The organism is Streptomyces flavidovirens DSM 40150 (genome assembly GCF_000429085.1).
Classification (GTDB): domain Bacteria; phylum Actinomycetota; class Actinomycetes; order Streptomycetales; family Streptomycetaceae; genus Streptomyces; species Streptomyces flavidovirens.
This window is the reverse complement of the sequence record NZ_AUBE01000008.1, coordinates 1-24,422: the sequence shown is the minus strand read 5'-3', so window position 1 is coordinate 24,422 and position 24,422 is coordinate 1. Positions and strand designations below refer to the sequence as shown.

The following is a 24,422-nucleotide window of genomic DNA, read 5'->3' as shown; positions in this document are numbered from 1 at the left end:
GCGGCGGTCGGTGAGCAGGCCAGAACCCGGCGAGAGAGGCTCAGCGCCCGCGACCGGGCAACCGGTCTTCCGCGGGCATGATCGCCGGGTTGGCGAGCCGCACCAGTTCCAGGGCCTGGTCGGGGAACCAAACACCCGCCTTCGGGTCGATCACGCCGCGCTCGGGGTCCTTGGGGCCCTGCGTACCGCGCAGGCACTCGCCGTCCGACTCCCCCGGAGTCTTGATCCACAGGTTGGCGTCGTTGAGCGGGTCCCCGGTGCGGGTGGTGGGCCGGGCCCCGAGGCCGCGTCCCGGCGGATTGCACCAGTCCTGCGCGTCACGGTACTTGCCGGCGGGCGGGGTCCAGGGGCCCTGGCCGTTGCGGCTTGTGTCGGTGACGAAATGCTTCATACGGTCGGGGGCGAAGGGCACATGACGGTCGAGCCAGCGCTGGGCATCGGCGCGGCGCCACTTCTGGGTGGGGCAGGCGGACGCCTTGCCGCCCTTGTCGACGTACACCAGGCAGGACGAGACGAGCCTGCCGTACCAGGCGTTGGCGTGGTCGGTGCTGTAGTTGGAGACGTTCACGGAGAAGCCCGTGGCGCGTGCGACACCCCCCTTGATGAGCCGGGGCACGATGCTGTCCACGGTGTGCCAGGCCGGGTGCCCGGCGTCGACGTACACCTTCGCGCGGGGCAGCGCGCCGAGGGTGGCGACGGCGTCGGCCACCTGGGCGTAGCGCGCGGCGGTCGCGGTCACCCTGGCGGTCTCGGTGTCCTTGCCGTCCTTCGCCTCGCCGCTGGGGCAGTCGGCCGGCACCAGCGCCAGCGCGTCGGGTTCGACGACGACGAGCGCGCGGCTGTCACCGATGCCCTCCGCCACCGCGCCGACCCACGCCCGGTACTCGGTGGTGTCGCGCAGGCCGCCCGCCGAGTACAGGGAGCAGTCGCGACCGGGCACGTTGTAGAGCACCAGCGTGGGCGTCGTCTTGAGCCGGGCGGCGTCGCGGACAATGCCGCGCGTCTCGTTCCTGACCTCGTCGGGGGTGCGGCCGGCGAGCCAGACGGCGTGGGGGGTACGGGCCATGGCCCGCAGCCCGGCCGCCTCGCGCGGCCGCTTCGCGCTCTCCAGCTCGTCGGCCTGGCGGTACGCCGCCGGGTTGGCCTCGGGGGCGTAGAGGCCGGTGGCGACGGTGCCGGCCGGGTCTTCGGTGGCGGTGGCGTGCGGCGCGCCCAGAAGCAGCGCCGATGCCAGGCCGGTGGTCAGGGTGAGGGGGAGGGCGGTGAGGAGGATGGGTCTTGTGTTGCGCACAGGTTCGCTCCTGGGTCGCGGGCGGCGACGGGTTGCGAGAGCACTCCCACAACCGGCGCACGGCCTCGTCGAGTGCAGTGGTCCAAGGCGAATCCGGCGGAACCGGTGCTGGCTCCGCCCCGGACGCCGGCCCGAAGGGCGTCCGGGGAACGGCCGCGCCACTACGCGTGGCGCAGGCCGCCCGGCCGGGGCACCACGGCGCATATGAGCAGGAAGAGGCCCGCGCCCACGGCGTACCAGAGCAGATCGGGCGCGTTGAAGGTCGAGCCGAGCACGAGCCGGGCGACGACACTGCGTGCGGCCAGCTCGGCGGGTACGCCGGTGAGCTGGGCGCATTCGACCGCCCAGCTCACCAGGAGCGCGATGCCGCCGGCCACCCACGGCCTGGTCGCGGGCGCGAGGAGGACGACGAGCGTGCACAGCAGGACGGTGTAGAGCGCGTCCCCCGCGTACTTGGCGACATCGCCGTCCACGGCACCGCGGACGCCGAGCCCCGCGCACAGAGTCAGGCACGCGGCCACGGCCGCCAGGATGCGGGTCCGGCGAAGATCACTCACGTCGGACACTGTACGTCCGTACCACCGTCAGGCGACGGAACCTATCCGGCCCGCCGGTGCCTGAGGACCCTCGTGGTGGATCGGGGTGTGCGCGCCGGTGAGCGAGACGCCGCTGCCGCCGCGCCGGGCCGCCACGATCTCCGCGGCGATGGACAGCGCGGTCTCCTCGGGTGTACGGGCACCGAGGTCGAGGCCGATCGGGCTGCGCAGCCGGGCCAGTTCGAGCTCGGTGACGCCGACCTCGCGCAGCCGCCTGTTGCGGTCCTCGTGGGTGCGGCGGGAACCCATCGCGCCGACGTACGCGACCGGCAGCCGCAGGGCCTGCTCCAGAAGAGGTACGTCGAACTTCGTGTCGTGGGTGAGGACGCAGAGCACCGTACGGCCGTCGGTCTCGGTCGACTCCAGGTAGCGGTGCGGCCACTCGACGACGATCTCGTCGGCCTCGGGGAAGCGCGCGGCGGTGGCGAACACGGGCCGGGCGTCGCACACGGTCACGTGGTAGTTCAGGAATTTGCCGACGCGCACCAGCGCGGAGGCGAAGTCGACGGCACCGAAGACGATCATGCGCGGGGCGGGGACGCTCGACTCGACGAGGAGCGTCAGCGGCGGGCCGCAGCGTGAGCCGTCCCCGCCGATGAGTACGGTGCCGGTCCGTCCGGCGTCGAGCATGGCGCGGGCCTCGCCCGCCGCCGTACGGTCCAGTTCGGGGTGTCCGCCGAGGGATCCCTCGTACGAACCGTCGGGGCGGACGAGCAGGGCGCGGCCCATGACGTCGGCCGGCCCGTCGGTGATCCGCGCGACCGCCGCCGCATCCCCACGTGCGGCGGTGGCCAGCGCTGCCGCGAACACCTCCCCGCCGGGAGAGTCCGCGCGTACCGGGGTGACGAGGATGTCGATCACGCCGCCGCAGGTCAGGCCCACGGCGAACGCGTCCTCGTCGCTGTATCCGAAGCTCTCCAGGACGGTTGCGCCGTCCCGGAGGGCCTGCCGGCACAGTTCGTACACCGCGCCCTCCACACACCCGCCGGAGACAGAGCCGATCGCCGAGCCTTCGGAGTCGACCGCGAGGGCCGCTCCCGGCTGCCGGGGCGAGCTGCCGTGTGTCGCCACGACCGTGGCGACGGCGAAGTCGCGTCCCTGCTCGACCCACCGGTTGAGCTCTTCGGTGATGTCCAGCATGACTGTCTCCTTACGGGGTGTGCAGGGCCGGGGCGGCGGGCTAGCCGACGCCCAGCCAGGACTCGATGGGGTGGATCGCGAAGTACACGACGAAGATCGCGGTCAGGCCCCACATGAAGGCGCTCACCTCGCGGGCCTTGCCCTGCGCCACCTTGATGACGACGTAGGAGATGACACCGGCGGCCACACCCGTGGTGATGGTGTACGTGAACGGCATCAGGACCACGGTGAGGAAGACCGGGATCGCGACGGCGCGGTCGCTCCAGTCGACGTGCCGGGCGTTCTGCATCATCATCGCGCCGATGACCACCAGGGCCGCGGCAGCGACTTCCTGGGGCACGATCGCGGTGAGCGGGGTGAAGAAGAGGCAGGCCGCGAAGAACGCGCCGGTGACCACGGAAGCGAGGCCCGTACGGGCGCCCTCGCCGACGCCGGTCGCCGACTCGACGAAGACGGTCTGGCCGGAGCCGCCGCCGACACCACCGATGACACCGCCGGCGCCGTCGATGAACAGGGCCTTGGACAGGCCGGGCATGCGGCCCTTGTCGTCCGCGAGCTTGGCCTCGCTGCCGACACCGATGATCGTGGCCATGGCGTCGAAGAAGCCCGCCAGCACCAGGGTGAAGACGATCATGGTGACGGTGATGTAGCCGACTTCTCCGAAGCCGCTGAAGGACACTTCGCCGAAGAGCGAGAAGTCCGGGGCGGAGACCGCGCTGCCTTCCAGCGTCGGCGCGCCGGAGAACCAGGCCTTGCCGGGGATGTCGGCGATCGCGTTGAGGATCGCCGCGATGACGGTGCCCACGACGATACCGATCAGGATGGCGCCGGGGATGTTGCGGGCCTGGAGGGCGAAGATCAGCAGCAGCGTGACGGCGAAGATCAGGACGGGCCAGCCCGCCAGTTCACCGGCCGGGCCGAGGGACACGGGACCGCCGCCGAGGGCCGGGTTCTCGTGCACGAAGCCGGCCTTGACGAGACCGATCAGCGCGATGAAGAGCCCGATGCCCATGGTGATGCCGTGCTTGAGGGCGAGCGGGATCGCGTTCATGATCAGCTCGCGGAGGCCGGTGATCACCAGGAGGCAGATCACCGCACCGTAGGCCACACACATGGCCATGGCCTGCGGCCAGGTCATGACCTGGATGACCTGTGAGGCGAGCACACCGGAGACGCTGAGACCGGCCGCGAGGGCGAGCGGGACCTTGCCCCAGAAGCCCATGAGCAGGGTGGTAGCGGCAGCGGCGAGAGCAGTCGCGGTGATGAGGGCGGGCTGGCTGAGGGCGTTGCCGGCCACGTCCTTGCCGCCGAGGATCAGCGGGTTGAGCAGGAGGATGTACGCCATCGCCATGAAGGTGGTGATGCCGCCGCGGACCTCCGTCGCAACGGTGGATCCTCTGTCGGTTATGTGGAAGTACCGGTCGAGCCAGGACCGGCCGGCGGGCTGGCGCGTACCCGCGCCGGCCTCCTCCGCCATGGTCGTCGGCTCTGTGGACTGCTGGGTCATGGTGCCTGTCTCCCAAGGTTCAAAGGGGCACCCGCATGGAGATTGGAAACGCGGGATTTGGGATGCTGCGAGGGCTGCACGACCCGGGGGACGGCCCGAGACGAACTGAACGAAACTGACTGAGCGGAAAAGCGTGGTACTGCGTGTACTGCTGGTACTGCGTGTAGTGCTGGTGCTGCTGGTCCTGCGACAACCGCGAGCGGTGCGGTGTTCGCAGACCCCGGGCGGTGTCAGGCGGGGAAGTGTGACGTTCCTGGAGGCACGGCACCGCCCGGGGAGCTTTGGCGGAACTCGGTGATCAGGTGCCGGTGAGGTGTTCGGGACGTACCGGCGTCCTGTTGAGTTCCAGACCCGTCGCGTCCCGGATCGCCGCGAGGACGGCCGGGGTCGACGAGAGTGTGGGGGCCTCGCCGACGCCACGCAGACCGTACGGCGCGTGATCATCGGCCAGTTCGAGTACGTCGACGGGGATGGTCGGCGTGTCGAGGATGGTGGGGATCAGGTAGTCCGTGAAGGACGGGTTGCGCACCTTCGCGGTCTTCGGGTCGACGATGATCTCCTCCATGACCGCGACGCCCAGGCCCTGGGTGGTACCACCCTGGATCTGGCCGGCGACGGACAGCGGGTTGAGCGCCTTGCCGACGTCCTGCGCGCAGGCCAGCTCGATGACCTTCACCAGACCGAGCTCGGTGTCGACCTCCACCACCGCGCGGTGCGCGGCGAAGGAGTACTGGACGTGGCCGTTGCCCTGGCCGGTCCGCGGGTCGAACGCCTCGGTCGGACGGTGACGCCACTCCAGCTCCAGGTCGACCGCCTCACCTTCGAGTACGTCGGCCAGGTCGGCCAGTACCTCACCGCCGTCGGTGACGACCTTGCCGTCTTCGAGGAGCAGCTCGGCGGTGGTCCAGGCGGGGTGGTACGAGCCGAACTTGGCCCGCCCGGTCTCCAGGACCTTCTCGCGGACGTTCTCGCAGGTGTTCTTGACCGCGCCACCCGTGACGTACGTCTGGCGGGACGCGGACGTGGAGCCCGCCGAGCCGACCTGCGTGTCCGCCGGGCGGATCGTCACCTGCGCGACACCGAGTTCGGTGCGGGCGATCTGCGCGTGGACGGTGACACCGCCCTGGCCGACCTCCGCCATCGCGGTGTGCACGGTCGCGACCGGCTCGCCGTTGATGACCTCCATGCGCACCCGGGCGGTGGAGTAGTCGTCGAAGCCCTCGGAGAAGCCGACGTTCTTGATGCCGACCGCGTAGCCGACGCCCCGTACGACACCTTCGCCGTGCGTGGTGTTCGACAGACCGCCGGGCAGCGCGCGTACGTCGGCCTGCTCGCCGGCCGCGAGCCACTGCTGCTCGGGCGGCAGCGGCATGGCCTTGACGCGGCGCAGCAGCTCGGCGACGGGCGCCGGGGAGTCGCAGGGCTGGCCGGTCGGCAGGAGCGTGCCCTGCTCCATGGCGTTGATCCGGCGGAACTCCACCGGGTCCATGTCGAGCTTCGCCGCGAGCTTGTCCATCTGCGCCTCGTAGGCGAAGCACGCCTGGACGGCGCCGAAGCCGCGCATGGCGCCGCAGGGCGGGTTGTTCGTGTAGAGCGCGAGCGCCTCGATGTCGACGTCCTCGACGACGTACGGGCCGACGCTCAGCGACGAGGCGTTGCCGACGACCGCCGGGGAGGCCGACGCGTAGGCGCCGCCGTCCAGCACGATCCGGCACTTCAGGTGCGTGAGCTTGCCGTCCCTGGTCGCGCCGTGCTCGTACCAGAGCTTCGCCGGGTGGCGGTGGACGTGGCCGAAGAAGGACTCGAACCGGTTGTAGACCATCTTGACCGGCTTGCCCGTACGGAGGGCGAGGAGGCAGGCGTGGATCTGCATCGACAGGTCCTCGCGGCCGCCGAAGGCACCGCCGACGCCGGAGAGCGTCATGCGGACCTTCTCCCCGGGCAGGCCGAGGACGGGGGCGATCTGGCGCAGGTCCGAGTGCAGCCACTGGGTGGCGACGTACAGGTCGACGCCGCCGTCCTCGCCGGGTACGGCCAGGCCGGACTCGGGGCCGAGGAACGCCTGGTCCTGCATGCCGAAGACGTACTCGCCGCGGACGATGACGTCGGCGCGCCGGGCGGCATCGTCGGCGTTGCCGCGGATGATCGGCTGGCGGTGCACGATGTTCGGGTGCGGTACGTGGCCGATGTGGTGGTCGTCGCGGTTCTCGTGGACCAGCAGCGCGTCGGGCGCGGTGGCCGATGCCTCGTCGGTGATGACGGGCAGCTCAACGTAGTCGATCTTGATTTTGGCGGCGGCGCGGCGGGCCGTCTCGGGGTGGTCGGCGGCGACGATGGCCACCGGCTCACCGTGGTGGCGGACCTTGCCGTGGGCGAGAACCGGGGTGTCCTGGATCTCCAGGCCGTAGTTCTTCACCTCGGTGGGCAGGTCGTCGTACGTCAGCACGGCGTAGACGCCGGGCATGGCCAGGGCCTCGGACGTGTCGATCGACCGGATCTCGGCGTGCGCGGTGGTGGAGCGCAGCGTGTGGCCCCAGAGCATGTCCTCGTGCCACATGTCCGAGGAGTACGCGAACTCGCCGGTGACCTTGAGGGTGCCGTCGGGGCGGAGGGTGGACTCGCCGATGCCGCCCTTGGTCTTCGACCCCTGGTTGATGCTGGTGGGGGTTCCGGTGACGCCCATGGCTCAGACCCCGCTTCCCTGGCGGTCCTGGGGGGCGGCCGCCAGGCGCACCGCGTCCAGGATCTTCTCGTAACCGGTGCAGCGGCACAGGTTGCCCGAGAGCGCCTCGCGGATGTCCGCGTCGGACGGCTCGGCGTTGCGCTCAAGGAGCTCGTCGGCCGCGACCAGCAGACCCGGAGTGCAGAAACCGCACTGCACGGCGCCGGCGTCGATGAACGCCTGCTGGATGGGGGCGAGCTCTTGACCCTCACCGGTCTGCGAGTCGGCGACCCTGTCGGAAGGGCGAGCGCTCCACTGCCGGGCGGCCTGGAGCGACGTACCGCCACTGCCGCAGGCGCCGGTCGCGCAGCCTTCTTCGCGCTGCTTGGCGAAGTCGGCGAGGCCTTCGACCGTGACGACCTCGCGGCCCTCTGCCTGGCCGGCGGCGACGAGACACGCACAGACGGGGACACCGTCGAGGCGGACCGTACAGGAGCCGCACTCGCCCTGCTCGCAGGCGTTCTTGGAGCCCGGCAGGCCCATGCGCTCACGCAGGACGTAGAGCAGGCTCTCGCCCTCCCAGACGTCGTCCGCTTCCTGCTTGCGGCCGTTGACCGTGAAATTCACGCGCATGGCTATGCAGCTCCTTCAAGGGTGCGGCCGGTGCCGCGGTACTGCTCCCAGGTCCAGCCCAGCGTGCGGCGGGCCATGATCCCGACGGCGTGACGGCGGTACTTCGCGGTGCCGCGCACGTCGTCGATGGGGTTGCAGGCGCCGGAGGCGAGCTCCGCGAACTGCTTGGCGACCGAGGGGGTGATGATCTTCCCGCTCTCCCAGAATCCGCCTTCTTCGAGCGCGGCGTTCAGGAAGTCCTCGGCGGCGCGGGCCCGCAGCGGCGTCGGGGCGGCCGAACCGATGCCGGTCTTGACCGTCCGGGTCGCGGGGTGCAGTGCGATACCGAACGCGCAGACCGCGATGACCATGGCGTTGCGGGTGCCCACCTTGGAGAACTGCTGCGGCCCGTCGGCCTTCTTGATGTGGACGCTTCTGATCAGCTCGTCCGGCTCCAGCGCGTTGCGCTTCACGCCGGTGTAGAACTCCTCGACCGGGATGAGGCGCGTCCCGCGCACCGACTCGGCCTCGACCTCGGCCCCCGCGGACAGCAGGGCCGGATGCGAGTCACCGGCGGGGGAAGCGGCACCGAGGTTTCCGCCGACCGAGCCACGGTTGCGGATCTGGGGCGATCCCACAGTGTGGGCGGCGAGCGCGAGACCCGGCAGTTCCGCCCGCAGGTGGTCCATGATCTGGGTGTACGGGACGGAGGCGCCGAGCTGTACGGTCTCCTCCCCCACCTCCCACTCGCGGAGTTCGGGGATGCGGTTCAGGTCCAGGAGGTACTCGGGGCGGCGGTGGTCGAAGTTGATCTCGACCATGACATCTGTGCCACCCGCGATGGGCACAGCCGTGGGGTACTCGGCCTTGGCGGCGAGCGCCTCCTCCCAGCTGGCAGGGCGAAGGAAGTCCATAAGGCTCACTTCTTCTCAATCGGGTGGTTCGCGTGTCGCTGGGGTGGAGACGGCCAGCCGCCGGCTGCCGGACCTAGTCGTTCAGAGCTGTTTGGGTCGCTCTGGGACGTTCATCTGCTGTTCACGTGGCTTGGCCCCAGTACACAAGCCGGATCTCCGCCTGGTGCAGTCACCGAAACCATGAAGGAGTTGGCTGGTAACTGCTTGCGTCTTGTAGATTCGAACGAAAGGAGGAAGTCGGCAACCTCACGGTCCCCTTTCGGAACCACAGGCACACCCCTTGGAAACCCCAGGCGCAGCCTCTGGAAATCCCAGGCACTACCCTCCACAAACCACCAGCACGGCCTCCACAACCGCATCACATTCCATCCACATCTAGAGACAGATCGGCGGCGACCACCATGCGGCTGCGCGCACTGCTTGAGACCGACGCGCTGGGCCTGCGGCTGCTCGGCGGCGAGGAAGAGCTCGACCGCACCGTGCGCGGTGTGATGACCACCGACCTGCGGGACCCCAGCCGCTATCTCTCCGGCGGTGAGCTGGTGCTCACCGGCCTGGCGTGGCGGCGTACCGCCGAGGATTCCGAGCCCTTCGTACGGATCCTGGCGAGCGCGGGCGTCGTCGGGCTCGCGGCGGGCGAGGCGGAACTCAGCGCGATCCCGAGCGACCTGGTCGAGGCGTGCGCACGCCACCGGCTGCCGCTCTTCGCCGTCAGCGAGGCCGTCGCCTTCGCGACCATCACCGAGTACGTGGTGCGCCAGGTGTCCGGCGAACGGGCCGGTGACCTGGCGGCCGTCGTCGACCGGCACCGCAGGCTGATGACGTCGGGCCCGGCAGGCGGCGGCCCCGAAGTGGTGCTCGACCTGCTGACGTCCGACCTGGACCTGCGCGCGTGGGTGCTCTCGCCCACCGGCCGCCAGATCGCGGGCGCGGGCGACTCGCTGCCGCCGGCCGTGGGAGCCGTCCTCGCCGGCGAGCACCTGGCCGCGAGCCGCACGGGGCGCCGGGCGCCGCACCGGGCCGCTGTGCAGGGCACGACGTACTCGCTGTTCCCGATCAGGAGCGCGGCGCGCGGAGCCGCCGCTGCCGCCGCGTCCCGCGACGTACGCGAGAGCGTGCTCTCGGACTGGCTGCTGGCGGTGGAGGCGGACGCGGGCGACTGGCCGGCCGCCCGGCTCGACCTGCTCCAGGGCGTGACGCAGCTGATCGCCGTCGAACGCGACCGGCGCGACGCGGCCCGCACCGTACGCCGCCGCCTCGCCCAGGAGGTCCTGGAGCTGGTGCAGACGGGAGCGGCCCCGGCCGAGATCGCGGCCCGTCTGCGGGTCGCCGCACCGGTGCTGCTGCCGGGCCTCGGCTCGGCGCCGCACTGGCAGGTGGTCGTGGCACGGGTCGAGTGGCTGGAAGGCGGCCCGGCGGGCGTTCCGGGCGCGTCGATCCAGGCCGGGCCCGTGGCGCAGACGCTGCTGGAGGAAATACTGGTCGACCCGGCCGTGGCCGGTTCCGACTCCTCGGACCGGATCGCGGTGGCGCACGCGGGCGACGAGGCGATCGCGCTCGTACCGCTGCCGGCGGTCGCGCCCACGGGGACGGGGGACGGGGACGAAGCCCACGCCACCTCGGTCTCCCGCATCGGCCTGCACGCCGACGTACTCCTGGAAGCGGTGCGCGCGCCGCTCTCGGGCGGCCTCGCCGACGACGGGCGGCTGACACTGGGTGTCAGCGCGGCCGTGCATTCGGCGGAGGGGCTGCGCGGGGCGCTGGAAGAGGCCCGGCACGCCCGCCGGGTGGCGGCGGCGCGCCCCGGCCGGGTCTGCGCGGCGGGCCACCACGAGCTGGCGTCGCACGTGCTGCTGCTGCCGTTCGTGCCGGACGACGTACGCCGGGCGTTCACCGCGCGGCTGCTGGACCCGCTGCGGGACTACGACCGGCGGCACCGGGCGGAACTCATTCCCACCCTCGAAGCGTTCCTCGACTGTGACGGTTCCTGGACGCGCTGCGCTGCCCGGCTGCATCTGCACGTGAACACCCTGCGCTACCGGGTGGGCAGAATCGAGCAACTGACGAGTCGTGACTTGTCGCGTCTTGAGGACAAGCTGGACTTCTTCCTCGCGCTGAGGATGAGCTAGGCAAGGCCGGCCGGTCCGGCGTTGTCCGGGGCTTGCCCCCCCCCGGGCGGCGGAGCCGCTAATGTCACAGCCAGGGAGGGGCGGGCAGGGGAAGACCCAAATGGCCGCACCGACCGGTCGATTGTGAATTCGTTCACCTGAGCTCTTGGCCCGGAGTGCCAATCCGTGCTGAGATTCGCCCACTACCGCACGACCGTTACTCACAGCTCAATGACGTGCTGCTCGGGGAGGGCAATGTGGCGCATACCGCCATGTCTGGTTCTGGAACGACCGCAGGGGACGGAAGCCCACTCCAGACCGCGGTATGGCGGCTGCGCTCGCGCGGCTGCTGGACCGATGCCGCGGCCCTGCTCGAACCGCATGAGGGCGCCGCCGCGACCCCTGCGGCCGCGCTCCAGCGGGCGTCGCTGCTCGTAGAGCGCTGCCTGTTCACCGAGCGCGGCTGGGCGGAGGCGGAGGACGCCCTGCGTACGGCGGAGGCGGTTGCCCAGAGCGACGACGAGCGGGGCGCGGCGGCGTGCGAGCGCGGCCAGCTGGCGTACGCCTCGACGGTGCTCGGCGCCCGTGACCGGGCCGACGAGGCGCGCTCAGCGCTCGGGCGGGCGGCGGCGCTGATCGACCCGACGGCGCCGGGCCGCCCGCTCCTCGACTTCCGGCGCGGCCTGATCGCCGAGCACCTCTCCGACTCCCCGCAGTCGGCCCGTGCCGCCTACGTTCGCGCCCACGCGGGCGCGACGGCGCACGGCGAGACACTGCTGCTGTCGTTCACCTGGCGCCATCTGGCCGGACTGTCCCTGCGCGAGGGCGAGTTGGCGGACGCGAGGCACGGCTTCGCGGAGTCGCTGCGGATACGGGAGGAACTTGGTTACCTGGTCGGCACGGCCCCGGCCCTGGCGGCCCTGGCCGACGCGGAACCGGAACCGGAGGCGAGCCGCCTGCGGGCGGAGGCCGGCCGCCTGTTCCGGCTGCTGGACGGCGTACCGACGTGGCTGGCGGCGCAGCTCTCGCCGTCCGCCGCGGTGTGAGCCCGGCCGCGCGGGCCCCGGCGGTCGCCGTCGCCCCAGGTCAGCGGTCCGCGCCCGCGAAGTGTTCGCTGACCAGGGACTGAACAACCGTCAGGTCCTGTGCGGCCAGGGCGTCCAGCAGGGCCAGGTGTTCGGCGGCGTCCGCCAGGAGGTCTGCCCGGCGGCCCAGGGGGTCGCCTGCGAGCAGCGGCCACTGGGACCGGCGGTGGAGGTCGTCGGCGACGGTGACGAGTTGGTGGTTGCCGGAGAGCGAGAGGACCGCGCGATGGAACGCGCGGTCCGATTCCGTGTACGCCGCCCGGTTGCCGGTCGCCGCCGCCGCCGTCGTGGCTTCCGCCAATGGGCGCAGCTCGCACCAGCGGGCGGCCGGGATCGTACGGGCCAGGCGGAGCATGACCGGGACCTCGATCAGGGCCCGCACTTCCGCCAGCCCGGCGAGCTCCGCCGCGCTGCGGACCGTGACGCGAAAGCCTCGGTTCGGCACGACCTCCACCGCGCCCTCCAGCGCGAGCTGCTGCATCGCCTCGCGGACCGGGGTGGCGGAGACGCCGAAGCGGGCACCGAGGCCGGGGCCGGAGTAGACCTCACCGGGGACCAGTTCGCCGCTGACGAGGGCGGCGCGCAGGGCGTCGAGGATCTGGCCGCGGACGGAGTGGCGCTGGACGAGGCGGGGGGCGGGGGGCTCGCTGTGGGTGTGCTCGCCGCGCGCCTGCTCTGGGGGGCGCACGGAGGGCACCTGCGCCGAGGCGGGCACCGGCACTGAGGCAGACATGTGCCCGTACGCGGCCTCGCGCGCTCTGCCCTGCTGCTCCATGGGGTCCCTCCGGTGCTGTGTCCCCTATGCACGATAAGCGGGCGGCATCACCTGCGGGGTCCGGGGGTGCCCTTGAGCGTTCAGGGGCAAACAACGGAACCATCGGGTAAGGTAAGGCTTACCTGCAAACGATCGCGATTCGGTGGTCCCCTGCATGACCGTCCCCGCCCTTTTCCCCGGCGTCGCCGCCTCCCCCGTCGCGGCCTCCTACGCCCGCCTCACCGAGGTCTTCGCCGGACTGCGCATCGCCGAGCTCGCGGACGGCGAGCAGGCTCCGCGCGGCGGCGGCTGGGTCGGGGCAGCCGAACTCGCGGCCGGCGGCGCCGCGCTCGACGCCTTCCTGGCCTGGGACAACGCCCAGGTGCTGCGCGACTACGGCCGGCAGGCCCGGCCCGACGTCGTCGCGAGTTTCGGTCTGCACCGGTACGCCTGGCCCGCCTGCCTGCTCATCACCGCGCCCTGGTTCCTGCACCGCCGGGTGCCGCGCGTGCCCGTCGAAGACGTCGCCTTCCAGCGGACGTCGGGCCGCATGGCCGTACGGGTGCGGGAGTTCGCCTGCCTGCCGGGCGACCCGGCCGCCGCACTGCCCGGCGCCCGCGTCGTACCGGACGAGGAGGCCCTGCGCGCCGAGGTACGGGACGCCGTCGCCGAGCACCTCGGGCCCGTGCTCGACGGCTTCGGGCCCAGGATGCGGCGCGGCAAGCGCGCGCTGTGGGGCATGGCGACGGACGAGATCGTGGAAGGGCTCTGGTACATCGCGCACCTGCTCGGCGAGGAGCGGCGCGCCATGCGCGAGCTGGAGGCGCTGCTGCCGGGTACGACGAAGCCGTACGCCGGGACGGCCGGCTTTCGCGAGCTGACCGGACCCAACGGCGAATCGCTGCCGACCCGTGACCGCGCGAGCTGCTGCCTCTTCTACACACTGCGCCCCGAGGACACCTGCGTGACGTGTCCGCGTACGTGCGACGCCGAGCGCGTACGCAAGCTCAGCGGGGAAGCCGCGGCGACGGCCGCCACCGCTGTCGCCGCGGTCTGACGGCACGCCACCCGATCAGGTGGCATAAATCGAACTCAACCGGCCGGATCAGTAAGGCAGTTCGACCAGATGGCACCTATTCGCGTGCCCTGGCGGTCTCTTGGCGCCCTCTTGCACCGAAAGCCTCTTTAGGCCACTTGGGTTACGCCAATATGGCGCCCCAATAGCCCTACCGCGATGCAAGGGACACCGCATGAGACTGACCGACATATCGCTGGACTGGCTGCTTCCGGGTGGCGTGATGCTCGCAGGGGTCCTGGCGGCGGTTGCGGTGCTCGCGCGCGGCAAGCGCGCCGGTGGCAAAGCCGCAGCAGACGACTCCTGGGAACGCACGGAGGAACGGCGCAGGCGGAAGGAAGCCGTCTACGGGACCGCTTCATACCTGCTGCTCTTCTGCTGTGCAGCGGTCGCCGCCGCCCTCTCGTTCCACGGCCTGGTCGGCTTCGGCCGGCAAAACCTCAGCCTCTCCGGCGGCTGGGAGTACCTCGTCCCGTTCGGCCTCGACGGCGCCGCCATGTTCTGCTCGGTCCTCGCGGTGCGCGAGGCCAGCCACGGCGACGCGGCGCTCGGCTCGCGTCTGCTGGTGTGGACGTTCGCCGGTGCGGCGGCCTGGTTCAACTGGGTGCACGCGCCACGGGGACTTGGCCACGCGGGCGCCCCGCAGTTCTTCGCCGGGATGTCGCTCTCGGCCGCCGTGCTCTTCGACCGGGCGCTGAAGCAGACCCGCAGGGCCGCGCTGCGCGAGCAGGGGCTGGTGCCGCGCCCGCTGCCGCAGATCCGGGTCGTACGGTGGCTGAGGGCACCCAGGGAAACCTTCGGCGCGTGGTCGCTGATGCTCCTGGAAGGCGTGCGCACGCTCGACGAGGCGGTCGAGGAGGTGCGGGAGGACGTACGGGAGAAGGAGCAGAACCGTATGCGCCGGCGCGACCACCAGAAGCTGGAACGCGCCCAGTTGAAGGCCATCAACCGTCAGCACCGCGCCTGGGGGCGCGGTCGCGGCGGCGGCCGGCAGGTCGTCGAGGTTTCTGCCATCGCCCCCGGCTCTGGCTCCGCACCGCCGCAAGCGGTCGCGGAGCCTGCCATACCGGAAACCGGACAACTGCCGCTTCGACAAAGGCCCTCCCTTCAGGCCGTGAAAGGCGCTGAAAAGGTGACGACCGTCGACCTCACCGCCGAGGACGACACGCAGGCTCTGCCACGGCTCGACTCGCTCGAACGCAAACTCAAGGATCTTGAGCAGCAATTCGGCTGAGCGGCACGGTGGTCGCGGCGGCGGGCGGGCGGTTACGCCGGCCCGCCGCCGCTCATGTCGAGTTCGAACCAGACCACTTTCCCCACGCCCTGCGCCCTGACGCCCCACGCGTCCGCGAGCGCCTGCACCAGGAGGAGGCCCCTGCCGTGCGTACCGTCGTCGGCGGCCGGCACGCGTAACCGCGGATGGCGGGCGACGAAGTCTCGTACCTCGACGCGGAGTCGGGAGGCGGTGACGGTGGCAGTGACCTCGGCGTCGTGTTCCGTGTGGACCAGGGCGTTGGTCACCAGCTCGGTGGTCAGGAGCTCGGCGACGTCCGTGCAGCTCTGGTCGCCCCGGTGGCGCAGCAGTTCGCGCAGAGCGCGCCGTACCTCCGGGACCGCTGTGAGATCCGAGCGCCCCAGTCTGCGTCGAAGCTGAATGGGCGCCCCCTCCCTGTCCCCCTCCTCCGCCCCCGCTGTCGCCGCCGAAGGACCTTGCACGGCGGCCCTGCGTCCGCCCGCCTGTTGCCTTGTCATATCCCCCACCCGCACGCTGGACCGACCTTTCTCGAACAGGTTCACGGGATGCATGCCCCGAACGCGCAATGGCACTCATGTCCAATAGTCAATTAACCGGTGTGAGTGGCATATCCGGATCTGGGCGGTGGTCCGGCCGGGGCTCCAGCCCGAGTTCCGCGTCCAGGCCGAGCGCGAACGCGAGGTCGACATTCAGGTCGGTGTGGGTCTCGAACGTCGTGCCGATGCCGGCGGCGGCCGACCGGCTGAGAACATCCGCCCCCAGGCCCGCGTCGATCCGCGCCCTCGCCCCCGCGTCCAGCACCAGCCGCCCGGCCGTCGCGATGTTCGCGTCACCGGCCACCGTGTGCGCGAGGAGCGTCGTCCTGGTGTCTTTCAGTACGCCGAGCCGGGTACCGGACCTGCCCTCTCCCACCGTGGCCGTCACGACGTGCGTCCTGAGGTCGACGGCGAAGTCCTTGACGTAGACGACCGCCCTGTCGCCCTTCGACAGCCGGACGCCACCGTCGAACACGACCTTGCCGCCCCGCAGCTTCCCGTCCCCGTGCGCGATCCTGCTGCCCTCGCGGGCCTTGAGACCGACACCGCCCGCGCCCAGCCGGACCGCGCCGTCGACGGGGGCGGCCGCGATGCCGTTTCCCGCCGGGCCGAGAGCCGGGCCCAGGTCCAGCTTCAGCAGCCCCGCCCTGATCGGGGTGCCGGGCGCCGGGGCGCCGGCCTCGGCCACGGGGGGCGCCTTCGCGGCCTGCGGTCCGGCCGCGGCGCCCCAGACGGAGGTGGCCGCGTCCGGAAGCGCGGCGATCGCGGCGGGCGTGGCGATGACGACGGCGGCCGCGGCCGCGGCGGAGATGCGGCCACGGCCGAAGCGGCGAGGGAGATACATGCGCTTCACAGGCCCTCTCGATGGCTGGGTGATTAGCAGTCACTCGCCGTGAGACCTTCCGCGACACGCCGCTTCCGCCCCGCCCCCGCCCGTCATTCCACTCGTACGGACCTACGGCCTCGGCACATTGCGCAGGTTCGAGCGGGCCATCTGGAGCATCCGCCCCACCCCGCCGTCCAGCACGATCTTGCTCGCGGACAGCGCGAAGCCGCTCACCATCCCGGCGCGGATCTTCGGCGGGATCGACAGGGCGTTCGGGTCGGTGACCACGTCCACCAGCGCCGGGCCCTTGTGCTTGAAGGCGTCCTTGAGGGCTCCGGCCAGGTGTTTCGGTTTCTCCACCCGTACGCCGTACGCCCCGCAGGCTCGCGCGACCGCCGCGAAGTCCGGGTTCTTGTTCGCCGTACCGAACGACGGCAGGCCGTCGACCAGCATCTCCAGCTCCACCATGCCGAGGGAGGAGTTGTTGAAGACGACGACCTTCACCGGCAGGTCGTACTGGACGAGCGTGAGGAAGTCGCCCATCAGCATGCTGAAGCCGCCGTCGCCGGACATGGCGATCACCTGGCGGCCGCGGTCGGTGAACTGGGCGCCGATCGCCTGCGGCATGGCGTTGGCCATCGAGCCGTGGGTGAACGAGCCGATGATGTTGCGGCGCCCGTTGGGGGTGATGTAGCGGGCGGCCCACACATTGTTCATCCCCGTGTCGACAGTGAAGACCGCGTCGTCGTCGGCCAGTTCGTCGAGGACCGAGGCGACGTACTCGGGGTGGATCGGCACCCGCTTGCCGGCCTTGCGGGTGTACGCCTTCACCACGCCCTCCAGCGCGTCGGCGTGCTTCTTCAGCATCCGGTCGAGGAACCTGCGGTCGGACTTGGCCTTCACGCGCGGCGTCAGGCACGTCAAGGTCTCCCGTACGTCGCCCCAGATCGCGAGGTCGAGCTTGGAGCGGCGGCCGAGGCGCTCGGGCCGTACATCGACCTGGACGATCTTCACGTCCTCGTCGTGGGGAAGGAAGTCGTTGTACGGGAAGTCCGTGCCGAGGAGGATCAGCAGATCGCACTCGTGGGTGGCCTCGTATGCCGCGCCGTAACCGAGCAGGCCGCTCATGCCGACGTCGTACGGGTTGTCGTACTGGATCCACTGCTTGCCGCGCAGCGCGTGCCCGACCGGGGATTTGACGCGCTCCGCGAACCGCATGACCTCCGCGTGGGCGCCCGCCGTGCCGCTGCCGCAGAAGAGCGTGACCCGTTTCGCCTCGTCGACCATGCGGGCGAACTTCTCCAGCTCCGCCTCCGCGGGGCGTACGGCGGGACGCGTCGTCACCAGCGCGTGGTCGCCCGCCCGCTCGGGGACCTGCTCGGACGCCACGTCACCGGGCAGCGACACCACACTGACTCCGCCACGGCCGACGGCGTTCTGGATCGCGGTCTGCAGGACGCGCGGCATCTGCTTCGGGCTGGAAATCAGCTCGCTGTAGTGACTGCATTCGCGGAACAACTGGTCGGGGTGGGTCTCCTGGAAGTAGCCGAGGCCGATCTCGCCTGCCGGGATCTGCGAGGCGAGGGCGAGCACCGGGGCCATGGAGCGGTGCGCGTCGTACAGGCCGTTGATCAGGTGCAGATTGCCGGGGCCGCAGGAGCCGGCGCAGGCGGCGAGGGTGCCGGTGAGCTGGGCCTCGGCGCCGGCGGCGAAGGCCGCGACCTCCTCGTGCCTGACCTGGATCCAGTCGATGCCGGAGGTGCGGCGGACGGCGTCGACGACGGGGTTGAGGCTGTCGCCGACGACACCGTAGAGGCGTCGCACCCCGGCTTTCACGAGGATGTCGACGAACTGCTCCGCCACCTTCTGCTTGGCCATGGGATGCGCACGCCCTTCCGGGAGAGGGAGATGGTCGGCCGGTCCTGCGGCTACGGTGCTGTGCCCGTGCCGTGCCGAGTCCATCAACCCATGCGGTACGCCGTTACGCCTCCCAGACCGCCACCGCCGTACGGTCGTCGGCGTACCCCTTCACCCGCAGGCAGGTGTCCGCGAGGTACGCGGCGAGGCCGGGTGGTTCGGCGGGGGCCCAGCGTTCGGCCAGTTCCTTGGCGAGGGACGGCTCGTCGCGCAGGGGCTCGGCGAGGCCGCCGCTGCACAGGAGGAGGGTGTCACCCGGGCGGGCCACCGAGGCCCGGAAGCGGAAGGGCTCGGTGCGCGGGGGCACGCTTTCGGCGTATGGGGGCGGGGGCGTCGGAATGCCGAGGTCCATGGTGAGGCGGTCGCCCTCGGGGGTCTGGGACGGGGGTGAGCCGAAGCCGACGACGGGCGCGCCGGTGACGGCGGCGGGCTCGGGAACGGGCGGCTCTATGTCCTGCCAGGCGCCGTCGCGCAGCCGGAACAGGCCGCCGCCGCCGATGCCGAAGAAGACCCTGGTCCGGCACGCGGGGTCGGCGGGGAGGAGGAGGCAGCGGAGGCTCGCCGTGTACTCCTCGGGTTCCACGCCGAGTTCGGCCGCGCGGGCGCGCAGCTTGCCGTAGCCGCGGTCGGTGAGGCGGTGCAGGCCGGACTTGAGGTCGCCCCTGCGACCCGCCCTTATGTCGTCGGCGAGGCGGGCGTGGCTGCGGCCGACGGCTTCGCCGATCCAGCGGCAGGCGTCGGCGGCGGCCAGATGCGCGTTCCCGGCGGCGCGGGCCCCGCCGGCCACCGCGACCAGGACGAGCGCGCCCACGCCGCTGCCGAAGCGGGCGGTGAGCAGGGCGTCGCGGCGGGGTTCGCCGCGGTAGCGGGCGGAGTCGCCGCGGACGGAGGCGGCGCGCAGGGTGTACGTGCCGTACCGGGCGCCGTCGAGCACGGTGTCGGCGACGAGGGCGCCGAGTTCGCGGGGGTCGGCGGCGGGCAGGGCTGTGGGCTCGGCGTCGTAGGTCGGCGGGCGGTCCCCGACGAAGTCGGCGCGGGGGCGGCGGTCCTGGTCCTCCTCCCGGCGCCCGTCTCTGCCGGCCCCGGCGTTTTCCGGGAGGCGCTCGGCGTACGGGTCCGGCGGCGCCCCGCCGTACGGGGGCGCGGGATGTGCCGGCTGCGGGGGTACGGGCGGGGGTGGCGCTGCGGCGTCCCGGCGGGCGCGGGCCTGCGGCGTGCGGTGGGGCGCGGCGGCAGCCCCTGGCCGCCGGTCTTCAGCGGGCGGCCCCGACTCCCGCCTGGCGGGCGGCACTTGGGGCACTTCCGGCGGCTCCCAGGGGGCACGCTGGCGCGCGATGGCGGGAGGCGGGGGCGGGGGCGGGGGCGCGGGCCGGGGCTTCCCGGTCGGCGGCGCGGGGGGCGGCGGGGGCGGAGGAGCCGGTGCGGATTTCGGTGGAGTCGGCGCCGGCGCTGACTCCGACGTCGACGTCGACGGAACCTGCGGCTCCGTCGCGTGGGGTCCCGCGGGCGGCGGAATGGGCGGGACCGGAGGGTGTTTCTCCGCCGGTTCGGCGGGCCGGTCCGCTGCCCACCAGGGCGGCGGCTCCGGGGCCGGTCCGGTTCGCGGCGCGTCCGGCCGCCTCGGGACCGGGGGTTGCGGCGGTGGGGGCGGAGGGCGGCGTACGTCCGCTGCGGCGGTCGCGTCGGCCGCCTCGCGTCCCGGTGGTGGCGGCGACAACGTGTCCTTCGCCGAGTGGAAACGGGCGTCCAGGGTGTCGTCGTTCCCCTGCGCGGGCCCCGTGTCCGGGACGGGCTCGTCGTCGTACAGCCGACCCCACCACTCGTCCTCGTTGGCGGCGCGCCTCTCCCCCTGCTGGCTCATGCCCCTATTGTCCACCGCAAGGGCCGTACGAAAACGGGGCATCAGGAAAAAGAAGTCCGCCGGGCGACCCCACTTCCACGGGACGGACGCCCGGCGAACGGTCTTTCGGCCGGCGCCAAAAGCACTGTCCTAGGAGGCGGTTGGTGCTGAGGTGGCGCCACATTGGCAGAGTGACGGGTGGTGCGGGGATGATGTCTGCGGCGGGTTTACGCCGTGGCCGCTTCCCGCCACGAGCCGGTGGGCAAGATCGGGGCGCGGGGGGGGGCGGAACCGAAGCGTCCGGGGAGGGGTGTGGAGGGGTGCTGGGAGCCATTGGTCTCGACGAGGCCCAGGAGTCGACGTACCGCGCGCTTGTCGCGCTCGGTGCCGCGGAGGTCCCCGACCTCGCACACCGGCTGACGCTTCCGGAGGCCGATACGGAACGCGCGCTGCGCCGCCTGGAGCGGCGGGGGCTCGCCGCCCGGTCGTCGGCCCGTACGGGGCGCTGGGTGGCCGCGCCACCGGGGGTCGCGCTGGGCGCGCTGCTGACCCAGCAGCGGCACGAGCTGGAGCAGGCGGAGGTGACGGCGGCGCTGCTCGCCGAGGAGTACCGGGCGGAGGCCGCCGAGCCCGCCGTGCACGATCTGGTCGAGGTGGTGACGGGGGCGAGCGCGGTGGCGCACCGCTTCGTACAACTGCGGCTCGGCGCGACCGAGGAGGTCTGCGCGCTGGTGACGGGGAATCCCGCCGCGGTCAGCGGCATGGACGGCGAAGCGGATGAGCGGGCGGCGACGCGTGGCGTGACGTACCGGGTGGTGCTGGAGCGGGAGGTCCTCACCCTCCCCTCGGGGATCGCCGAGCTGTCGGCGGCGCTGGGGCGCGACGAGCAGCTCCGGGTGGTGGAGGACGTGCCGACCAGGCTCGTGGTCGTGGACCGGACCGTCGCAATGGTGCCGCTGACGGGACGCGGCGCGGAGCCCGCGGCCCTCGTCGTGCACGCGAGCGGGCTGCTGGAATCTCTGACCGGGCTCTTCGAGGCGGTGTGGCGCGAGGCGCTGCCGCTGCGGCTCGGCGTGGACGGAACCACGGTGTCGGAGGAGGGGCTGCCTGGCCCGGACGCCACGGACCTTCAGGTGTTGTCGCTGCTGCTGGCCGGGATGACGGACGCGAGCGTCGCGAAGCAGCTCGAGCTGGGTCTGCGGACGGTGCAGCGGCGGGTGAAGGGACTGATGGAGCTGGCGGGGGTGACGACCCGGCTGCAGCTCGGCTGGCATGCGTACGAGCGCGGCTGGGTGGCCAGACGCTGACCGGAAACGCGGGGCATTCCGCCGGCCCCCCACCACGGGCGGCCCCTCCGACCTGCGGGGACAGCCCAGGTCCCGCACCCTGGGAAGATGGGCGTGTGGCAGCTCCTCCTGGTCGGCCTCGTCATGCTGGCCGGCCTGCTCGGCGTACTCGCGCCGGGCGTACCGGGCCAGGCGATCGTCTGGGCGGCCGTGCTGTGGTGGGCGCTGGAGGAGAAGACCGCGCTCGCCTGGGGCGTACTGATCGGAGCCACCGCCCTGCTGCTGCTCAACCAGGCGCTCAAGCCCCTCCTGCCGGCCCGCCGCCTCCAGGAGTCGGGCGCGCCGCCGCGAACGTTGATGGTGGGCGGGATCGCGGGGATCGCCGGGTTCTTCCTGCTGCCGGTGGTGGGCGGGATCGTCGGGTTCGTCGGAGGGATCTACGGCGTGGAGCGGGCGCGGCTCGGCAGCCACGGCGGCGGCTGGGCCTCCACCCGTACAGTCATGCGCGCCATCGGATACCGGGTGCTCGTGGAGCTGTTCGCCTGCCTGCTGGTGGCCGGCGCGTGGGCGGGTGCGCTGGTCTGGGGCTGAGCGTCTGGGCTGAGGGGCTGAGGCTGAGGCTCTGGGGCTGAGGGCAGACCCCCGGATCTCCGGGCACGAGCCGGGCCCGCCCGCGACTACAGCCTGGTGCCGACCAGTTGGGGTTGTGGGCCCCCTCCGGAAGTCCGGGCCGTCGGGCCGGTGTGCGGGGCGAGCGCGCGTACCTCAGGACGCAACCCCTGGGACAGATGCCAACCGCCGACCCCGAACACCGCACTCGTGACCGACGACATCGTTCATGAGCCTGAAGCCGTGAGGCGTGGGAGGCGTCCGAGGTGAGGCAGCGGCGTGACCGCATGCAGTGATCCCCGAGCACGCGTACCTCAGGACACAACCCCTGGGGCAGATGCCGACCGCCGACCCCGAACACCGCACTCGTGACCGACCACAGCGTTCGTGAGACTGAAGCCGTGAGGCGTGGGGGGCCTCCGGGGTGACGCCGTGCTGCGGGCCGGGCCGCAGCAGCCGGGGGCGCGGTTCAGCGGGGAGTTGGACCGGCAGGGGGGTGTTCGGGCGTTACGGCGTCCATCGGTGCCGCACGGCGTACGACCGCCAGGGCCGCCACCCGGCGGTCACCGGCTCGTCCCCCTCACCGTCCGGCGCCACATCCGGATCCCCGAGCGCCCGCATCCGGATCAGGCCGGCGGTCCTCGCGGTGATCCCCGGCAGCGCGCGCAGTGCCCGCTCCGCCTCGTCGCGGTCCGCTCCGGGATCCAGGCGTACGTCGCCGTCGGCGAGCGCGGTCGCCAGCGCCCGCAGCGCCGGGTCCTCGGCCCCGGTGAGTGCGCCCGGCTCGGGGAAGACGTGCGTCAGCGCGCCGCACGGCTGGTCGAGAACCTTCCCGTACGCCTCGATGAGGCCGACCGCGGCCTCACGGCCCACCAGCGCCCGTACCGCGAACTCGTCGGGGTCCGCGGCGCCCGGTGAGCGCAGGCCCGGCCGGGCGGCGACCAGCGGTGCCAGCGCCGGGTCGGCCGCGAGCCGCTCGTCGACGGCGTACGGGTCGGCGTCGAGGTCGAAGAGCCTGCGCAGCCGCTGGACGGCGGTGGTCAGGTCGCGCAGGTCGGTGAGGTGGACGCGGGCTTCGAGCCAGCCACTGTGCGGGGCCTCGTCCACGGCGGCGATGCCCGTTCCGTACGGCAGGCGCAGGGTGCGCCGGTAGGTACGGGCGCCGGGCTCACCGGTCATCTCCTCGACGCGCGGCACGGCCTCGCTCGCGAGCAGGTCGAAGACCTGCCTGGCGGCGTACGCCCCGCGATAGGCGAGTCGCAGCGGAATCCCGGCGGCGAGGGCGGGGCCCGCGCCGGTGCCCGCCGTCTTCGTGCCCGACTCCGCGCGCAGGAGGCTGGGGGTGCGGGCGTAGATCTGGCGGATGGTGTCGTTGAACTGCCGCACGCTCGCGAAACCGGACGCGAACGCGATCTCCGTGACGGGCAGTCCGGTGGTCTGGAGCAGTACGCGGGCGGTGTGCGCGCGCTGGGCGCGGGCGAGCGCGACGGGGCCGGCGCCGAGTTCGCCCGTCAACTGCCGCTGCACCTGCCGAGTGCTGTAGCCGAGCCGGGCCGCGAGTCCGGGCACGCCTTCGCGGTCTACGATCCCGTCGCCGATCATCCGCATCGCGCGCCCGACGACATCGGCGCGTGCGTTCCAGTCGGCGGAGCCGGGAACGGCGTCGGGGCGGCAGCGGCGGCAGGCCCGGAAGCCGTTGCCCTGGGCGGCGGCAGCGGTGGGGTAGAAGCGCACGTTCCCGCGCTTGGGGGTGACGGCGGGGCAGCTCGGCCGGCAGTAGATGCCGGTGGTGGTGACGGCGAAGAAGAACTCCCCGTCGAAACGCGCGTCGCGGCTGGTCACCGCCTCGTACATGCTCACTTCGTCCATCACGCCATCCAGTGTGCGGCAGTGGAGGGCGGCGGACTGGCGGGATTCGGACACGGCGTCCGGGGTGGTGGCGGGGTGGCGGGGTGGCGGGGTGGCGCTCAAATGCCGGAGGGGCTGGACGGTGCGGCCGAATCCAGCCCCTCCGGCGTTTGAGGACGGGGAGAGAAGGCCCCGCGCGGCGGGGCCGCGGAGGGCCCTAGGTCGTGTCCGGAAAGTGGGTAAGTCGTTGGTCCGTTAGTGGTGCGTCGACATGAACTGACGGATGAGTCGTGGGCGTTGATCGCTCCGTTGCTGGCGCCGGGACGGATGGGCCGACCGGTCCGGGACCGGCGCCAGGTCGTGAACGGGATCTTGTGGAAGCTGTCCACCGGGGCCGCCTGGCGTGACCTGCCCGAACGGTACGGGCCGTGGAAGACGGTCTATGAACGCTTCCGGCACTGGTCCGCCGACGGCACCTGGGACCGGCTCCTCGCGCATGTCCAGCAGCACTCCGATGCCGTCGGAGCTGTCGACTGGACCATCGTGTGCGTCGACTCCACC

20 protein-coding genes are annotated in these 24,422 nt (G+C 72.2%); 7 read left to right on the top strand and 13 right to left on the bottom strand.

The window, feature by feature from the left end; translation table 11 throughout:
• Positions 1-40: 40 nt before the first annotated feature.
• The 7 genes from G412_RS34550 to G412_RS0115065 all read right to left on the bottom strand — a co-directional run bounded on the left by G412_RS34550 (position 41) and on the right by G412_RS0115065 (position 8,722).
• A complete protein-coding gene (locus tag G412_RS34550; protein WP_037648894.1) occupies positions 41-1,291 on the bottom strand; it encodes a glycoside hydrolase family 6 protein in 1,251 nt (416 codons plus the stop codon).
• Between the two features lie 161 nt (positions 1,292-1,452).
• Positions 1,453-1,848: a ribosomal maturation YjgA family protein gene (locus tag G412_RS34545; protein ID WP_244283007.1), complete on the bottom strand. Its 396-nt coding sequence runs from the start codon at positions 1,846-1,848 to the stop codon at positions 1,453-1,455.
• 27 nt (positions 1,849-1,875) lie between these two features.
• Complete coding sequence (locus tag G412_RS0115085) at positions 1,876-3,027, bottom strand: XdhC family protein (RefSeq protein WP_028812819.1); 1,152 nt, start codon at positions 3,025-3,027, stop codon at positions 1,876-1,878.
• A gap of 40 nt (positions 3,028-3,067) precedes the next feature.
• Positions 3,068-4,534 (bottom strand): NCS2 family permease, encoded by a 1,467-nt coding sequence (locus tag G412_RS0115080; protein WP_028812818.1) that lies wholly within the window; start codon positions 4,532-4,534, stop codon positions 3,068-3,070.
• 298 nt (positions 4,535-4,832) lie between these two features.
• Positions 4,833-7,217 (bottom strand): xanthine dehydrogenase family protein molybdopterin-binding subunit, encoded by a 2,385-nt coding sequence (locus tag G412_RS0115075; protein WP_028812817.1) that lies wholly within the window; start codon positions 7,215-7,217, stop codon positions 4,833-4,835.
• Between the two features lie 3 nt (positions 7,218-7,220).
• Positions 7,221-7,829: a (2Fe-2S)-binding protein gene (locus tag G412_RS0115070; RefSeq protein ID WP_028812816.1), complete on the bottom strand. Its 609-nt coding sequence runs from the start codon at positions 7,827-7,829 to the stop codon at positions 7,221-7,223.
• 2 nt (positions 7,830-7,831) lie between these two features.
• On the bottom strand, positions 7,832-8,722 hold the full coding sequence (locus G412_RS0115065) for an FAD binding domain-containing protein (RefSeq protein ID WP_028812815.1): 891 nt from the start codon (positions 8,720-8,722) through the stop codon (positions 7,832-7,834).
• Positions 8,723-9,123: 401 nt separating this feature from the next.
• Here G412_RS0115065 and G412_RS0115060 point away from each other — a divergent pair, with 401 nt between their 5' ends.
• Complete coding sequence (locus tag G412_RS0115060; protein ID WP_028812814.1) at positions 9,124-10,851, top strand: PucR family transcriptional regulator; 1,728 nt, start codon at positions 9,124-9,126, stop codon at positions 10,849-10,851.
• Positions 10,852-11,102: 251 nt separating this feature from the next.
• Complete coding sequence (locus G412_RS0115055; RefSeq protein ID WP_244283006.1) at positions 11,103-11,876, top strand: hypothetical protein; 774 nt, start codon at positions 11,103-11,105, stop codon at positions 11,874-11,876.
• A 40-nt stretch (positions 11,877-11,916) separates the two neighbouring features.
• Here G412_RS0115055 and G412_RS0115050 read toward each other — a convergent pair whose 3' ends face one another.
• A complete protein-coding gene (locus G412_RS0115050; protein ID WP_028812812.1) occupies positions 11,917-12,690 on the bottom strand; it encodes a GntR family transcriptional regulator in 774 nt (257 codons plus the stop codon).
• A 154-nt stretch (positions 12,691-12,844) separates the two neighbouring features.
• On the opposite strand from G412_RS0115050, the gene G412_RS0115045 reads away from it, so the two are divergent.
• Together G412_RS0115045 and G412_RS0115040 are read left to right on the top strand one after the other, a co-directional pair.
• Complete coding sequence (locus G412_RS0115045) at positions 12,845-13,726, top strand: (2Fe-2S)-binding protein (protein WP_028812811.1); 882 nt, start codon at positions 12,845-12,847, stop codon at positions 13,724-13,726.
• A 193-nt stretch (positions 13,727-13,919) separates the two neighbouring features.
• The gene (locus G412_RS0115040) at positions 13,920-14,978 is read left to right on the top strand and encodes a DUF2637 domain-containing protein (protein WP_028812810.1); all 1,059 of its coding nucleotides are present in this window, start codon (positions 13,920-13,922) and stop codon (positions 14,976-14,978) included.
• 32 nt (positions 14,979-15,010) lie between these two features.
• On the opposite strand, the gene G412_RS0115035 is transcribed toward G412_RS0115040, so the two are convergent.
• The 4 genes from G412_RS0115035 to G412_RS34540 form a co-directional block, all read right to left on the bottom strand.
• On the bottom strand, positions 15,011-15,496 hold the full coding sequence (locus tag G412_RS0115035) for an ATP-binding protein (RefSeq protein ID WP_078607039.1): 486 nt from the start codon (positions 15,494-15,496) through the stop codon (positions 15,011-15,013).
• A gap of 88 nt (positions 15,497-15,584) precedes the next feature.
• Entirely contained in the window at positions 15,585-16,379 is a 795-nt protein-coding gene (locus G412_RS0115030; RefSeq protein ID WP_157839099.1) for a hypothetical protein, read from the bottom strand.
• Positions 16,380-16,490: 111 nt separating this feature from the next.
• Positions 16,491-18,239, bottom strand: coding sequence for a pyruvate dehydrogenase (locus G412_RS0115025; protein WP_028812807.1), 1,749 nt, complete (start codon positions 18,237-18,239; stop codon positions 16,491-16,493).
• Positions 18,240-18,342: 103 nt separating this feature from the next.
• A complete protein-coding gene (locus G412_RS34540; protein ID WP_037648890.1) occupies positions 18,343-20,139 on the bottom strand; it encodes a protein phosphatase 2C domain-containing protein in 1,797 nt (598 codons plus the stop codon).
• 299 nt (positions 20,140-20,438) lie between these two features.
• Here G412_RS34540 and G412_RS0115015 point away from each other — a divergent pair, with 299 nt between their 5' ends.
• Both G412_RS0115015 and G412_RS0115010 read left to right on the top strand, forming a co-directional pair.
• Positions 20,439-21,425 carry a helix-turn-helix domain-containing protein gene (locus G412_RS0115015; protein ID WP_028812806.1) on the top strand — a complete coding sequence of 329 codons (987 nt, stop codon included), beginning with the start codon at positions 20,439-20,441 and terminating at the stop codon, positions 21,423-21,425.
• 87 nt (positions 21,426-21,512) lie between these two features.
• Positions 21,513-21,995, top strand: coding sequence for a DUF456 domain-containing protein (locus G412_RS0115010; protein ID WP_028812805.1), 483 nt, complete (start codon positions 21,513-21,515; stop codon positions 21,993-21,995).
• Positions 21,996-22,520: 525 nt separating this feature from the next.
• Here the strand turns inward: G412_RS0115010 and G412_RS0115005 are convergent.
• On the bottom strand, positions 22,521-23,882 hold the full coding sequence (locus G412_RS0115005; RefSeq protein ID WP_028812804.1) for a DNA-3-methyladenine glycosylase 2 family protein: 1,362 nt from the start codon (positions 23,880-23,882) through the stop codon (positions 22,521-22,523).
• Between the two features lie 237 nt (positions 23,883-24,119).
• Here G412_RS0115005 and G412_RS0115000 point away from each other — a divergent pair.
• Positions 24,120-24,422, top strand: a 303-nt coding sequence (locus G412_RS0115000) for an IS5 family transposase (protein ID WP_106964107.1), incomplete at its 3' end; no start/stop codon positions are given.